The 13,267-nt window shown below is 37.4% G+C and carries 11 protein-coding genes and 5 pseudogenes; 5 read left to right on the forward strand and 11 right to left on the reverse strand.

All coding sequences use genetic code 11. The annotated features are described in order from the left end of the window. Window positions 1–5 precede the first annotated feature (5 nt). Entirely contained in the window at window positions 6–1,688 is a 1,683-nt protein-coding gene (locus tag YN1551_RS14005) for a long-chain fatty acid--CoA ligase (RefSeq protein ID WP_012718156.1), read from the forward strand. 56 nt (window positions 1,689–1,744) lie between these two features. Here the strand turns inward: YN1551_RS14005 and YN1551_RS14010 are convergent, their stop codons facing one another. Then, window positions 1,745–2,188 (reverse strand): CoxG family protein, encoded by a 444-nt coding sequence (locus tag YN1551_RS14010; RefSeq protein WP_012712929.1) that lies wholly within the window; start codon window positions 2,186–2,188, stop codon window positions 1,745–1,747. Between the two features lie 3 nt (window positions 2,189–2,191). Beyond that, window positions 2,192–3,490 (reverse strand): FAD-dependent oxidoreductase, encoded by a 1,299-nt coding sequence (locus tag YN1551_RS14015; protein ID WP_012718157.1) that lies wholly within the window; start codon window positions 3,488–3,490, stop codon window positions 2,192–2,194. A 182-nt stretch (window positions 3,491–3,672) separates the two neighbouring features. On the opposite strand from YN1551_RS14015, the pseudogene YN1551_RS14020 reads away from it, so the two are divergent. Next, window positions 3,673–4,248 (forward strand): annotated as a pseudogene (locus YN1551_RS14020) (FGGY family carbohydrate kinase); the annotation flags it as partial. On the opposite strand, the gene YN1551_RS14025 reads toward YN1551_RS14020, so the two are convergent. The 5 genes from YN1551_RS14025 to YN1551_RS14040 all read right to left on the reverse strand — a co-directional run bounded on the left by YN1551_RS14025 (window position 4,240) and on the right by YN1551_RS14040 (window position 7,594). Continuing rightward, window positions 4,240–4,515 (reverse strand): MFS transporter, encoded by a 276-nt coding sequence (locus YN1551_RS14025; protein ID WP_148206574.1) that lies wholly within the window; start codon window positions 4,513–4,515, stop codon window positions 4,240–4,242. The pseudogene YN1551_RS14020 and the gene YN1551_RS14025 sit on opposite strands and share 9 nt — an antisense overlap. 434 nt (window positions 4,516–4,949) lie before the next feature. After that, window positions 4,950–5,180, reverse strand: a complete 231-nt coding sequence (locus YN1551_RS16870) for a hypothetical protein (RefSeq protein WP_338107042.1) — start codon at window positions 5,178–5,180, stop codon at window positions 4,950–4,952. 146 nt (window positions 5,181–5,326) lie between these two features. Continuing rightward, window positions 5,327–6,199 carry an ABC transporter permease gene (locus YN1551_RS14030; RefSeq protein WP_012718159.1) on the reverse strand — a complete coding sequence of 291 codons (873 nt, stop codon included), beginning with the start codon at window positions 6,197–6,199 and terminating at the stop codon, window positions 5,327–5,329. Next, a complete protein-coding gene (locus tag YN1551_RS14035; RefSeq protein ID WP_012718160.1) occupies window positions 6,196–7,194 on the reverse strand; it encodes an ATP-binding cassette domain-containing protein in 999 nt (332 codons plus the stop codon). Before YN1551_RS14035 ends, YN1551_RS14030 begins: the two co-directional genes overlap by 4 nt. Further along, window positions 7,187–7,594, reverse strand: a complete 408-nt coding sequence (locus YN1551_RS14040) for a PadR family transcriptional regulator (RefSeq protein WP_012718161.1) — start codon at window positions 7,592–7,594, stop codon at window positions 7,187–7,189. The genes YN1551_RS14035 and YN1551_RS14040 overlap by 8 nt, the downstream gene beginning before the upstream one ends. Window positions 7,595–7,998: 404 nt before the next feature. Here YN1551_RS14040 and YN1551_RS16315 point away from each other — a divergent pair, with 404 nt between their 5' ends. Further along, window positions 7,999–8,217 (forward strand): ATP-binding protein, encoded by a 219-nt coding sequence (locus YN1551_RS16315; protein ID WP_080513594.1) that lies wholly within the window; start codon window positions 7,999–8,001, stop codon window positions 8,215–8,217. Window positions 8,218–8,280: 63 nt separating this feature from the next. Here YN1551_RS16315 and YN1551_RS16875 read toward each other — a convergent pair. Both YN1551_RS16875 and YN1551_RS14050 read right to left on the reverse strand, forming a co-directional pair. Continuing rightward, window positions 8,281–8,388 (reverse strand): annotated as a pseudogene (locus tag YN1551_RS16875) (IS5/IS1182 family transposase); the annotation flags it as partial. 343 nt (window positions 8,389–8,731) lie between these two features. After that, window positions 8,732–9,682: an IS1 family transposase gene (locus tag YN1551_RS14050; RefSeq protein ID WP_012718163.1), complete on the reverse strand. Its 951-nt coding sequence runs from the start codon at window positions 9,680–9,682 to the stop codon at window positions 8,732–8,734. Between the two features lie 134 nt (window positions 9,683–9,816). On the opposite strand from YN1551_RS14050, the pseudogene YN1551_RS14055 reads away from it, so the two are divergent. Beyond that, window positions 9,817–10,976: pseudogene (locus YN1551_RS14055) on the forward strand (IS110 family RNA-guided transposase). Here the strand turns inward: YN1551_RS14055 and YN1551_RS14060 are convergent. Further along, window positions 10,965–11,791 (reverse strand): annotated as a pseudogene (locus YN1551_RS14060) (IS5 family transposase). The pseudogenes YN1551_RS14055 and YN1551_RS14060 overlap by 12 nt on opposite strands. 63 nt (window positions 11,792–11,854) lie before the next feature. After that, a pseudogene (locus tag YN1551_RS17800) lies at window positions 11,855–12,205 on the reverse strand (hypothetical protein); the annotation flags it as partial. A gap of 137 nt (window positions 12,206–12,342) precedes the next feature. Here YN1551_RS17800 and YN1551_RS14070 point away from each other — a divergent pair. Continuing rightward, window positions 12,343–13,248, forward strand: a complete 906-nt coding sequence (locus YN1551_RS14070) for an archaellin/type IV pilin N-terminal domain-containing protein (RefSeq protein ID WP_274379014.1) — start codon at window positions 12,343–12,345, stop codon at window positions 13,246–13,248. Window positions 13,249–13,267: the final 19 nt, after the last annotated feature.

Raw genomic sequence — 13,267 nt, forward strand, 5'->3', positions numbered from 1 at the left:
TTTCTGTGAACCAAAGTATATTATCTGATAGACCATGGTTTAAATATTGGCCACCTAAATTACCTAAGTCATTAGACTACCCAGAAGTTCCCCTATTCAATATTGTTGAGGTCTCCTCACAGAGGTATCCTAATAAGACTGCTATAATATATTATGGTAATAGGATAACGTATAGGGAATTATGGGAAATTATACTTAGATTTTCAGCATTTCTACATAATGAACTTAAAGTGAGAAAAGGGGATCGAATAGCAGTATTTATGCCAAACTCAATACAATGGGTTATAGCGTATTTTGGAATTCTAAGAGCTAACGCGATATTGATTCCAATAAACCCATTATTGGCAGAAGATGAGCTTAACTACATACTTAGGGACTCTGGTTCAGTTGGAGTAATAACTTTGTCCTCATATCTTAACAAGGTACTTAAAGCTAAAGAGAATACTCAAGTTAAATGGGTTATAGCAGGTAAGTTTAAGGACTATCTTCCAGAGAAACCAGAAATAAAGGTCCATCCATTGATGCAGAAAGAGCCAGAGTTAAGCGATGACGTGATTCCTTGGAAGGAAACTTTAAGAAACAATTATACTCCACCATCAGTTGAGGTAAGGGCTGAAGATATTGCCGTAATTCCCTATACTTCGGGCACAACTGGAGTTCCAAAGGGTTGTATTCATACGCATTCAACCATATGGCCTACGATCTTGGGTTCAGTTATCTGGAATACGTTAGCGCCTTCTGCAGTAACCTTATCGTCGTTACCAGTATTTCACGTGACTGGTTTCGTTCATAGCTTAAACGCTCCATTATATATTGGGAGTACGATAGTTTTACTGACTATTTGGGATAGGGAGGCAGCCCTAGATGCGATAGAGAAGTATAAGGTCACCCATTGGACTAACATATCCACCATGGTTGTAGATTTGTTAGCTACACCAGGCGTAGAAAAGAGGAATTTGAGCTCGCTAATGCTGGTAGGTGGAGGAGGTGCTCCCATGCCTGAGGCTGTTGCTAGAAAGTTAAAGGAGTTAACTGGGTTAGATTATATTGAGGGTTACGGATTAACTGAAACCATGTCTCAAACCCATGTTAATCCTCCACAGAGACCTAAGTTACAGTGTTTAGGGATTCCACATTTTGGAGTTGACGCTTTAATAATCGATCCATCCACTGGTGAAGTGCTTCCACCTAATAGGGAAGGGGAAATAATAGTTAGGTGCCCTAGTTTATTTAAGGGTTATTGGAATAATGAGGAAGAAACTAGGAAGTCATTCATAACTGTTAATGGTTTAGAATATTTCAGAACTGGAGATCTTGGATATATGGATGAGGAAGGATATTTCTTTATCCTCGATAGAATAAAGAGAATGATAAATAGAGCGGGATATAAGGTATGGCCAACTAAGGTAGAAAACAAACTATATCAGCATCCGGCAGTTTTAGAAGCGTGTGTAGTTGCTACACCAGATCCGAGAACTAATGAGGAAGTTAAGGCGTATATAGTATTAAAACCAGAATATAAGGGGAAGATAAGTGCAGAAGAAATAAGGGAATGGTGTAAACAACACATGAGCGCTTATGAATATCCCAGGGTTATAGAATTTGTAGATTCATTACCAAAGAGTGGATCAGGTAAAATATTGTGGAGGATACTTCAAGAGAAAGAGAAAGGAATCAGTAACAAATAAGCTAATGAGAAGTTAGAGATTTTTTTACTAATACGAAGAATATTAATTACAATAGATCATGATAATTTTGAAGAAATACAGTTTATTATATGGCTTATATTGGGCTCGGCTATTCTTCTAATGTTGTCCTCCCCTAAAAGTTTAGATAACATTCCAAGATCTACCCTGGCAAACCAACTCACTCTAGTAATTTCCTCACCTTCCTCTAATCCCATGACGATATTAAACTTTATTCCAACCCCAGCAGATCTACCGTTACCGTTTATCTCTACACTAGTCTCTTTTTCAAGGATATTTGCAGTTATTAAGGCAGTTAATGTGCTCATATGGGGTATTTTCATTTGCGACACATCTAGCTTGAAATTCGCTTTAAATGCATTATTCATTACCTCATAGCTCTGTAATCCAGGGAGGCATTCTGCAAACTGCTTAGGATTAGTTAAGAATTCCTTAGCTGCGTTTATCTTTTTCTTTACCTCAAAAATTCCCTTAAAATCCATTTCCTATATCCTCCCCCTAGAAATTAGTGATAAAAAAATATATAGTGAACTTAAATACCTTTCCTCATCTAAGGATCCTTTCCTATCTAAAATACTCTTCACCACCGCTTTAGGTATCCCAATCCTTTCAGCGTAATCCAACAGATTAATATCTAGAGGGCTAATCAGCTTAGTCATTGCAGTTTTACTCACACTCTTTATGCCTAGCTTAGAAGAGACTAAATCAGCTACTCTTTCTCCAACTAGTCTACCAGTTGTAAACTTACCACCAATTACGGATACTAATCCTCTTAACCCATTTTCTTTTTCGTGATCAATTAATCTAAAATCCCTAGTAGCCTCTCTTGCAGAGACATCAATTCTAATTAAAGGTCTTATGGAGGCATAAGATCTAACTACCTTCATTTCCTTTAATTTTGGTATTAGGTAAGCTCCCTCACTTACTAACATATTAATATCTTCATCTGACATGGTGAAGTTGTCTGGATCCTCAATAATTGTAGCTGTAGTTCCTAGAATTGACGAATCAGCGTATGGTACAATTATGTCTCCATCAGAGGGCGGTCTCAATCTATTAATAACCATGTTGTTAACCCTTTGGGCAAAGACTGTCATAATTCCCGCAGTTGGCATTATTGGTATTTCCTCTAAACCAGCCATCCTTATAATTTTGAAGGACCAGGGTCCTGCTGTATTAACTATAAAGTCAGATTTTATCACGTTAGTAGTATTGTTTATTTTGTCGAAAACCTTAACTCCCTTAACACTATCTTTATCCCTTATAAACTCTACTACCTCATTATACGTTAAAATCTTAGCTCCGTTTAACGATGCTGTAACTGCGACGCTAGCCATTAGGTCGTAACCATAAACTACTTTGTCGGGAACCCAAATCGCCAGCTTTGTATCCCTATTAATAAAGGGTTCACTCTGTAACAACTCATTAACGTCCACGACTTTATGTTCGATTCCAACTTCTTTTAACGCTTTCATGAAAGTTTCAGAGAATTGTAGGTCATCGTTAGTAATGCCAAGAAATACTCCACCAGTATCTTTCACTGCATGAGGAGCAATTTTCGATATTATCTTATTCTCTTGAATACACTCCTTAGCGGATTCTGGATCAGATACCGCATATCTAGCCCCACTATGAAGAAGCCCGTGAAATTTTCCGGAAGTTCCAGAACCTATATCGCTTCTTTCTACCAGTATTATGTCAATTCCTCTTAACGCTAAATCTAAGGCAGTAAATAAACCGCTGATTCCTCCTCCAATTACTGTTACTGTAGATTTAATCTCCATAGTAATGTGTTACGAACCTAGCATTAAAAATGTTGATATTGGTAACTCGCTTATAGATATATCACTTGTAAATTTTGTTTTTTAAAATGTATCTAGTAATCAATATTACTTAGATATAAATCCAAATATCTTCCTAAAATGATCTAAAAGAGTTAAATATTAGTTAAACAAATAATTTTATTGTGCCTAATAGCTTCATCTTTGCAATAGATGAGGGAACAACAAGTGCTAGGGCAATAATCTACAATCAAGATTTAGAAATAGTAGGAATAGGTCAACACGAGTTCCCTCAGCATTATCCACAACCAGGGTATGTTGAACATAACCCCCATGAGATATGGAATTCACAAATGCTGGCCATAAAGGAGGCGATGGAAAAGGCAAAGATTGAGGGCAAGCAGATTACCGGAATTGGAGTGACCAATCAGAGGGAGACTATAATACTGTGGGATGTAAAAAGTGGAAAGCCAATTTACAATGCAATAGTTTGGCAAGATAGAAGAACTTCACATACAACAGATTGGCTAAAGTCAAATTACTTTAGGATGATTAAGGATAAAACGGGGCTAGTTCCAGACCCTTATTTTAGCGCATCCAAGATAAAGTGGATATTGGATAACGTTCCTAATGCAAGGGAAAAGGCTGAAAGAGGAGAAATAAAGTTTGGAACTGTAGATACGTATCTAATATGGAAATTAACTAATGGGAAAGTTCACATAACTGATTATTCAAACGCCTCAAGAACCGTGTTATTTAATGAATCCTATCTGTTTCGTTAATATTGGAAAGTAAAATACGCCAAGTACTGATGCAACTCTACTAATTTCAGTAGCAAATCCTTGTCCAACCGCCCTAACTGGAGTTGGATATAGTTCAGTTGGATAAAATAATGTTACTGCTCCTGACCATTGTTCAAAGGCTACGAACAACATGAAATATGGTACTAATATTCCTCCAGTGACCTTATAAACTCCTCCTAGATAAAGTAATAGCGTCATGAAACCTAATCCAACTAGAAGTACCATTCTTCTTCATAAAGAGTCAACAAGGAGATCAGCAATAATATATCCTAAAATGGAAGCTCCAGCGATAGCCTGAGTCCCCAGTACTGCCTCATATTTAGATGGAAATGCAAATTCTTCAGGTAAAGCTGGATAATACAGACCATCCCATAAGCGGCAACATCAAATAGGAATCAAACACTAGTTACAAAAAGTGTAATCTTTAGTAGTTTTCCCTTAAATAAATCGGCTACACCTCTATTATCTGCAATTTCCCAGAACTTTGTTGAACTTTTCATCTCGAGATTGTTATTGGGAGTTGGAATAGGTGGAGATTTCCCATAAGTAGCATATTAATGTCTGAACTTTCACCTTCAAGATCTAGGGGAAGATATTTGACTGGGTCCGTAGCAATGTATTGGGTTGGTGTTGCAATTTCCGGAATCGTAACGTTATTTTTATTGCCTATCGGAAATTACTTCTGGAGATGTATTTTTAATTGGGTTTATGCCAAAAACTAAGAAGAAAAGATCGAGATCAATTATCTTATTTCTACCCATCTTATCTGATAACCATCCAAATAATATGGAGCCTGGTATCATACCAATCAACGATGCAGCTAACAATAAACTATACTGGGCAGTTGTTAAGGAGATCTGTTTATATATTACCGTAACCGCAAATGATATTGCGTTTAAATCGTAACCGTCTAGTAAAAACCTGCTGAAGCTACTATGAACGTTTTAATCCTTGTTGAAAGTTGAATATTATCGAAGTAGCTCATTGCAATTATCTCATTATTTTATAAATAAAAGTGTTTCTACGTGAAAAAGGTTCACTTGGAGAGATATTTCCAAGATAGTACTATACCGATTGTAGATAATATTAATGCGAATAATCCTAGATAAAGGAAGTCTAGGCCAAGATTAGTGCTTATTCCTAGCAATAATCCTCTTGCAACACCATTGGAATACGTTAATGGATTAATGTATGCTACTGGCTTTAACCAGTACGGCATTGATTTCACTGGATAGAATGCGTTGCTGGTAAAGAGTAATGGTAGGTTTAATAAATTCATTATTGCCATTTGGGACTCCCAACTTATGACTCTCAGTGCCAGCATTAGGAATAGTGAAGATAATCCGAAAGCCATGAGAAACAATGCAGCGTAAACTCCTAGGAAGTCAAGAGGGTTAATTCCAGGATAGAAGGTCATTCCTAACAATATAGCTACTGCAAGGACAATCGTAGCTTGCACTAGTGACCTTATTACAGCAGATAACACTTTACCTATTATTATATTCCCTCTGGCTACAGGAGTAGTTAGAATTCTATCTAGTACTCCCAATCTTCTGTCCCAAACTATAGACATACCGCTCTGCATCGATGTGAATAGCACTATGAAGGATAGCATTCCAGCCGCTAGGAAGGAGAAGTAATCACTAGTCCCGAAGGTCTGTTTAAGTATTTCTAAACCTATTTGATCTAACACTTGCTTTGGTATTGTTAGGCCAGGGATGTTATAGGAGGTCCCAGTAAAGATGCTACCTAGATTCATCGCTTTACCGAATATTCCTATCCAGAATATTGGCTGTATTAATGAAAGGAGAAGTATCACTGGAGCCTTATACCACTTCTTCAATTCTCTAGATGCTAAAGTCCACAAACCGTGAAAAACGGAATAGTTATTTTTTTCCTCCTCTATCATGTTCTCGCCCTCCTCATAGTTCTTCTAAATGCGAACATTTCTTGTGCGCTAGCATCTTCATCTCTCAGCCTCTTTCCAGTGAACTCCATATATACCTCATCCATTGTTGGTTCAGTAATTGACATTCTACTAACCTTAATACCATTTTTAACTAAAGACTCTAGGATCTCTGGAGCTTTCTCCTCACCATTCCTAACCTTAATTCTAATACCATCATTTGCTTTCTTTACATTTAATATTCCATCTATTGAGGAAACTACCTTAATTGCCAATTCGTCATTATTGGTCTGGAGTGAAACTAAATCCCCACCAATCTTCTCTTTTAACTCCTTGGGGCTTCCTATTGCTAAAATCTTTCCCTTATCAATAATTGCAATTCTATCCCCGTACATGTCAGCCTCCTCTAAATAGTGCGTGGTAACAAATATTGTCATCTTATATTCCTCCTTTAGCTTCATTATGTATTGCCATATTGCAGCCCTAGTTTGCGCGTCTAAACCTAACGTTGGCTCATCTAAGAACAGTATTCTAGGTCTACTTATTAGTGACATAGCAATTTCCAATCTCCTCCTCATACCTCCAGAATACGTTTCAACTTTTCTCTTAGCAGCATAAGTTAACTCAACCATTTCAAGTAACTCCTTAGATCTCTCCTCTGCTACTTTCTTTGGTATTCCGTAAAGTCCTGCCATCATCATCATGTTTTCCCAACCAGTCAAATCCTCATCCGCAGTGTATTCTTGTGGTACTACGCCTATTGATTGTCTAACATGTGCGGGCTGTTTTATTACATCATATCCATTAACAGTTGCAGTTCCTTCAGACGGTGTTAATACAGTAGTTAACATTTTTATTGTGGTTGACTTCCCAGCCCCATTAGGACCTAGAAAGCCAAATATTTCACCCTCATATACTTCAAAATTAATGTGATCAACCGCAACGGACTTTCCAAATCTCTTAGTCAGATTTATAGCTTTTATCGCGAGATTACGCACCTTTAACGACCTCCTCTATTTCCTTTACCGCGTTCAAGATCCTCTCTTTATATTCAAAGAGTTTATTCTTTTCGACTTCCTTAAAGAATTGCGCTAGTCCTTCTAGTTCTTGTATAGAATCTTCAATGCTATTTATCTGCTTAATGGGTAAGATCTCCTTAATCTCCTCTATTCCTTTAACAGTGATCTTGTATTTGCCATCAGAAGTTCTCTCTATTGTTCCTTCTTCTACCATTTTATTAAGAAGTGGATATATTGAACCAGGAGAAGGTTTCCAAAAGCCCCAGCTCATTTTGTTAATATCATCGATAATGTCAATGCCTCTTTTTGGAGATTGCCATAGTAGCCAAAGGGTCATTAATCTTAATCTTCCTTTTTGTCTTACTATTAACTCACTCATACTATCAGAATCGATAGTAATAAATTTAAAGTTACCCAATTATCGGTATCGATAGTAATCATTGCAACCCTCTAGGGTTGTCTTAATAATCTTTAATTAGTAAATTCTAAATTTACTATTTTGTATCATTTTCTGTTTTTCTTTTGTTTATAACTTTTATCAGAATATGGTAAATTCTATATACGCTGTTTGTAGAGAATCAAGATTATATGATAAACTATTTTGCTAAAAGCGAATTAGATTTGGAGACTAAAAAATCAAATTCCTTATTAGTTTACGTTGTGTATTCTTAAAGAAAGATTCTGTAATATTAATCTTCATAAGGTTGGTTTTGAAATTGGATTCTTCTTAACCTAAAAAGTATTCTAGATAAACTTTAATAGCATGGGTACCCAGGAGTACCCATAAAATTCATCTTCGGTAAACCAGTTGATGAACCTTTTGATAGGGAAAACGAGATAAGGCAACTAGTTGAAATGGCAAATAGAAGGCAACCAACTACAATAATCGGTGTGAGAAGGATAGGAAAGACTTCGGTAATATTGAAAGGTTTAAAAATGGTTGAGACTCCAAAAGTCTATCTCTCTGCAGTGCTTTGTGGGCTATTTCAATTTATTTCATAAGCATGATATGATACATTAAGAATTTTTTAGTGATTACTATTTATTTCAACGTTATTCGCAAGCTCACACCCTAATACCCGGAGCTCTACCAACTAAAGAATTAGCCAAGTGGACCATCCACGCGTAAGCCCAGAACTTGAGCTTAGCCTCAACCACTTGCCCTAAAAAACTCCTACGGGGCAATCCACGCAAAACAAGAGAACGAATAAAACCAAGTATTACAAGAGAAAAGGAAATAAACAAGTAAGGAGAAAAACAACATAAGCTCATAGAAAACATGGGGATAAAACCCCATCTACAAGGCTAGCTGTGAAGCCCCTAGAACGATCTAACAAGAGGGGATAAAAACCCCCGAGTAGGAGGTTGTAACAAAATACTCTAGGGGCTGAAACACTTAACACTATGCAAAGAAAACAAGGTATTATGAGAACAAAAAATATCTCGAGAAACGCGTAATACACAAGCATGGGGAGTGTTCTTATGCAGTCATCTTATTCGAGAACTTATAGTAAAATTATATCAGAGTTTCTCTAATATTCTGTACTCCCCTCAAGTAAGCCTCGTTCAAGGGAGTCTTCTCCCTTGAATAAATTACTGGATACATGACATTAAGTAAGGCAAGACTATAATCAACCATTCTCTCACTCCTATTGACAGCCCTAGTGTCCCTAGCCAACCTAGCCAAATGAGCCCTACAGTAAGAGTTATAACTCTCAACCGTATAAGTGTACTTCTTACTTGCAACGTGATTGTCAAGGACTTGATAAACAGAGTAATCATCAGTGTAATTAACCTCACTCTTAGGCAGAGAATTCAAGAGAAAACTAAAAGTCTTATAATCCCTATCACCCGTAGTAAAGAAGGGTAAACCATCAGCTAAGGCATTCCAAATCCACAAGTTCTCCCTCTTGGAACCATGCCTAACCCTAAGGTAAGTCCAACTCTCGTCAAATACCGTGACTTTTGCGGTAAAGCTTTTTAGTTGCTCTTGTAGGACTAATAAATTAACGTATGCCACTATTCCTTTTCTCTTTATCAGACTGTAAACTGTAGTTAAAGGTTTTCCCTCAACTTTAGCTATTCCCCTCATGCTCATCCTATTCAAGTACTCCTTCAAGATCCTCTCCTTTTGCTCCCTACTCATCCTACGACTATTAGCATCGTAGAAAGTCCTTCTGCAGACATTACACTTGTACTTTGTCTTACCTCTTGATGAACCATTCTTGATCACCTTGTCCGACTTACAAGATGGACAGTTTGGCCTAATCTCCCTCCTCTTCCTTACACCCAATTTCCTAGTGTAGTAATAAATTGTTGATGGCGGTATTCCAAGCTTAGTTATTGGCACTCCCAACAAGTATGCAGCTATTGCCATTGAGATCCTTTCTAGATCGTGTTTTCTAGGCTTAACCTTTAAATTCTCTAAAATCAATACTATTAATTGTGTGAGGGTGACGAGGTCCATTCTCGTCTCCCCTATACAATCTCGTCACCCTCACACAAGAAGTTTTCTCACGAAGACTTATAATCTTAACATATATTTAATATTTTTACTATTCAATATCGAATAAGATGACTGCATGAGAACACCCCCCAAGCATGGAATTAAAAGTTACAAACAAGGCCTTCGCAATTGATATTTCACAAAGCAAACTAACAGCAGCAAAGGGAGAACTAGTAGTAGAACAAGAAAAATCAGCAGTATACGTCAAGGAGGTAAAGGAATTCAACCACGACAACGAGGGAATAGAGGAACTAATTAAATTCCTAGGAGAATATAAGGAAGGAATAATAGAGGCAACTGGAATATATTACTTCTACCTACACGAAAAACTAACGGAAAAAGGATACAAGGTAACAGTAATAAACCCACTACACCTAACAGAAATACTAGGGAAAAAGACAGACAAACTCGACGCACAAAGGTTACTAGTAGCACACATGACCGGAGTAATCAAGGGATCATACATACCAACAGGAGAAATAATGGAGCTAAGAGAACTAACGAGATATAGGGAAAGCTTAGTAGAGAAGACAACACAAGTAAAGAACGAGATAAGGAAAATATTAGAATTCGCGGGATATAAAATACAACCATTCGACAAGAAGGGAAGAAAACTACTTGAAAAGCTAGTAAAGGGGGAGGGACTAAGCAAGGAAGAGAAGGAGGAACTAAAAGAAAAACTAGGGAGAAACTTAAACGACGCGGAAAACTAGCGTTAAAACAATTAGTTGAACTGTTAAAAAACTTGGAGAAAATGATTAAGGAGGTTGAGGATATGATAATTTCCAAGATTCCAAAACCAGTAATTGAGTTGAGTAAGATCCCCGGGATTGGTTTGATTAGTGCTGCAACTATTTACGCTGAGTTCGGTGATGTTTCCCGTTTTTCCAGTTCTAAGGCTGCTAGGGCTTATGCAAGCTTTGCACCCAAAACTAAGCAGAGTGGTGATAGCGAGTCTCACTCCGGTATGATTAGGGGTAATAAGTATTTGCGTAGAGCTCTCTACTTGGTTGCCAAGGTTGCTAGGGGTCTTGAGCCTTTTAAAGGGTATTATGAGAGGCTTATTGCTAGGGGGAAGAGTGTTACTCAAGCTACTTGTGCTCTTGCCGGAAAGCTTGCAAGCATTTGTTATCATGTTATAAAGGACGGTGTTTACAAGGGAGTTGTCAAGAAGAGTTTTAGGATTCCTAGGGGTAAGGAAGTTAATGTCAAGGACTTCGACGTGGGAGACGCGCTAGACTCGTTATCCCCATAGGTTTGTTAGAGGCGTCAGCATGTAGTGCCTTGTAGCCCTAACAGATTCCCCAAAAGTACGCTTCACAGCAGAGAATAAGGACTCAATCCTCCACCTAACACCGTAACCCCTCTCCTCCCTCCAACGATTATAACCCAACCTCTTGAACTCCCTTACAGCCTTTCTCCTAGCAGGATGACCGCGTCTAGTGGAGGCGTTCTCCCTAGGTGGAACAACAACCTCAACCCCAGTCTTGTAAACCTCATTAGCATCATAAGCTTTATCTCCATAAAACTTCTTGACCTTCTTTCCCTTATCTTGTAAATCCTTAACCGTCTTAACTGCAGTCTGAACCTCGTTGCTGGTTACTTCAGCGTTTATTACGTTGAATTGGTCCTTATCCATTACTATTTCGATCTTGAGGAATTTTGAGTCCTTGGTTTTTCCCCATTTTGCAATTGTCCTCCCTTGTTTGTGCTTATTCCCGTTGCGTCTGCTATTACTTCAAGTTGGTCATTTGCCTCTGGGAATTTTATGTTCATGTTTCTTACTCTTTCCCATATTGTTGAGTAGTCTAGGCTTGTTGGGATGATTTTCAGTCTTTCTAATGCTCTCAATACTCCTTCTATGGCCCTATAAGGTAGGAACAAGTGCAGGAACGCTAGGAAGTCGTTGAACTCCTTTGGCGCCTTGTAGGTTTTCTTGGCATTCCTATTCTCTTCTGCTAGTAATTCCCACCAGTGTTGGAAGACGTAGAAGGGGAACATTAGCTCGTATCTAGTTATAACGTTCTCGTCGTACTTGCTCCAATCCCTCTTGTACTTACTCTTTCCCATGAGTAATACTCGGTATAATTATTTATAAATTTTTGTATAATTCTGAAGTAACCCACAAAGCAGGAATTTACTGTTATCAATTCCCGGATAGTTAGCAGCTATTAGATAACGAACAGAGTTATTGCTAACCTTTTTCAGAATTAACCCATTATATGCTACGATTATACTTCCATTATTATTTTCATAAGCAAGAATCTTTTTCCCATCCAAGCTATAATATGTAGATATTCCAGTAATGTTTGAAAAAATTTGTTGAGGCTCCAGAGATACATTATAACTAAGAATTGTATGAGAATTTGGATTTATTGTATACATTGTTACTAACTTTAGTGATAAGTTATAAATAAAAATGTAAATAATATAATATGTAATATTATCATGTATAACCTTGTATTCTAGAAAGACCGGAGTCATCAAACATTACTCGGTAACAGTTACTTAAAAAATAGCCTAAAGTCATGTAGACTGGTAGTCGAAAATCAGAGAGAGGTTTTTAAAAGTGTTCTAAGAAAGGGATTTCAGCAAGTGACCTAAAAATGAACACCAAAAAAATGTTAAAAGAATACAATAAAAAAGTGAAAAGAAAAGGATTAGCTGGATTAGACACAGCAATAATATTGATAGCATTCATAATAACTGCATCAGTGTTAGCTTACGTAGCCATAAATATGGGATTATTTGTGACACAAAAAGCCAAATCCACTATAGATAAAGGAGAAGAGACAGCGTCAACAGCATTAACGTTATCGGGCTCTGTGCTATACGCTGTTAACTATCCATCAAATACGCGAAGTTATTGGATATACTTCACAGTATCTCCCAGTTCTGGAGTATCCAGCGTGGAATTGTCACCTAGTACTACAGCTATTTCATTTACCGCCTCTGTTGAAGGGATATCATATTCAAATATATATAAATACACCTTATTAACAGTATCACCATCTGAACTAGCAAATCAAGTATACGCGAATGGACAATATCTAGATCTGGTTAACCAGCAGACAAATGCAGGTCAAACATACGTATATTACCCAAATCCCTACTATGCCTTACTAGCGCTTAACTATACTTTGTCGAAAATAGATAAAGTATCTCCATCCCCCTTATACATTACTACTACAACTCCCTCTTCAGCAACTCAAACATATCCATTCCTAGCGCATGATAACATGTTTACTTTCACTCTAAATATTAGCGGCACATTAGTAACTTACTATGCGTTTGTTAATCAAACATTTGCATTTACTTATCCAGTCGCTGGAGATCCGTTAATAGGTAGTGCAATTGCCCCCGCTGGATCAGTAATCGGAGTAATGATCTTGTTTGGGCCAGATTTAGGAAGTCATGTATTTCAATATCAGACAATAACAATACAAATCACACCTAACATAGGGTCCCCTCTCACAATATCTGAATACGTGTATCAACCAGAAGGCAGTGTATCGGTAATAGGGTGAGATCAGAGTGCAAAAAATA

Source organism: Sulfolobus islandicus Y.N.15.51 (assembly GCF_000022485.1).
In the GTDB taxonomy this organism is placed as follows: Archaea; Thermoproteota; Thermoprotei_A; order Sulfolobales; family Sulfolobaceae; genus Saccharolobus; species Saccharolobus islandicus.

Excerpts from the sequence above, each read along its gene's own strand:
- YN1551_RS14040 (WP_012718161.1), bottom strand. The coding sequence starts at position 7,594 with ATGAGTGAGTTAATAGTAAGACAAAAAGGAAGATTAAGATTAATGACC.
- YN1551_RS14050 (WP_012718163.1), bottom strand. The coding sequence starts at position 9,682 with ATGGACCTCGTCACCCTCACACAATTAATAGTATTGATTTTAGAGAAT.
- YN1551_RS14015 (WP_012718157.1), bottom strand. The coding sequence starts at position 3,490 with ATGGAGATTAAATCTACAGTAACAGTAATTGGAGGAGGAATCAGCGGT.
- YN1551_RS14030 (WP_012718159.1), bottom strand. The coding sequence starts at position 6,199 with ATGATAGAGGAGGAAAAAAATAACTATTCCGTTTTTCACGGTTTGTGG.
- YN1551_RS14025 (WP_148206574.1), bottom strand. The coding sequence starts at position 4,515 with ATGGTACTTCTAGTTGGATTAGGTTTCATGACGCTATTACTTTATCTA.
- YN1551_RS14070 (WP_274379014.1), top strand. The coding sequence starts at position 12,343 with ATGTTAAAAGAATACAATAAAAAAGTGAAAAGAAAAGGATTAGCTGGA.
- YN1551_RS14010 (WP_012712929.1), bottom strand. The coding sequence starts at position 2,188 with ATGGATTTTAAGGGAATTTTTGAGGTAAAGAAAAAGATAAACGCAGCT.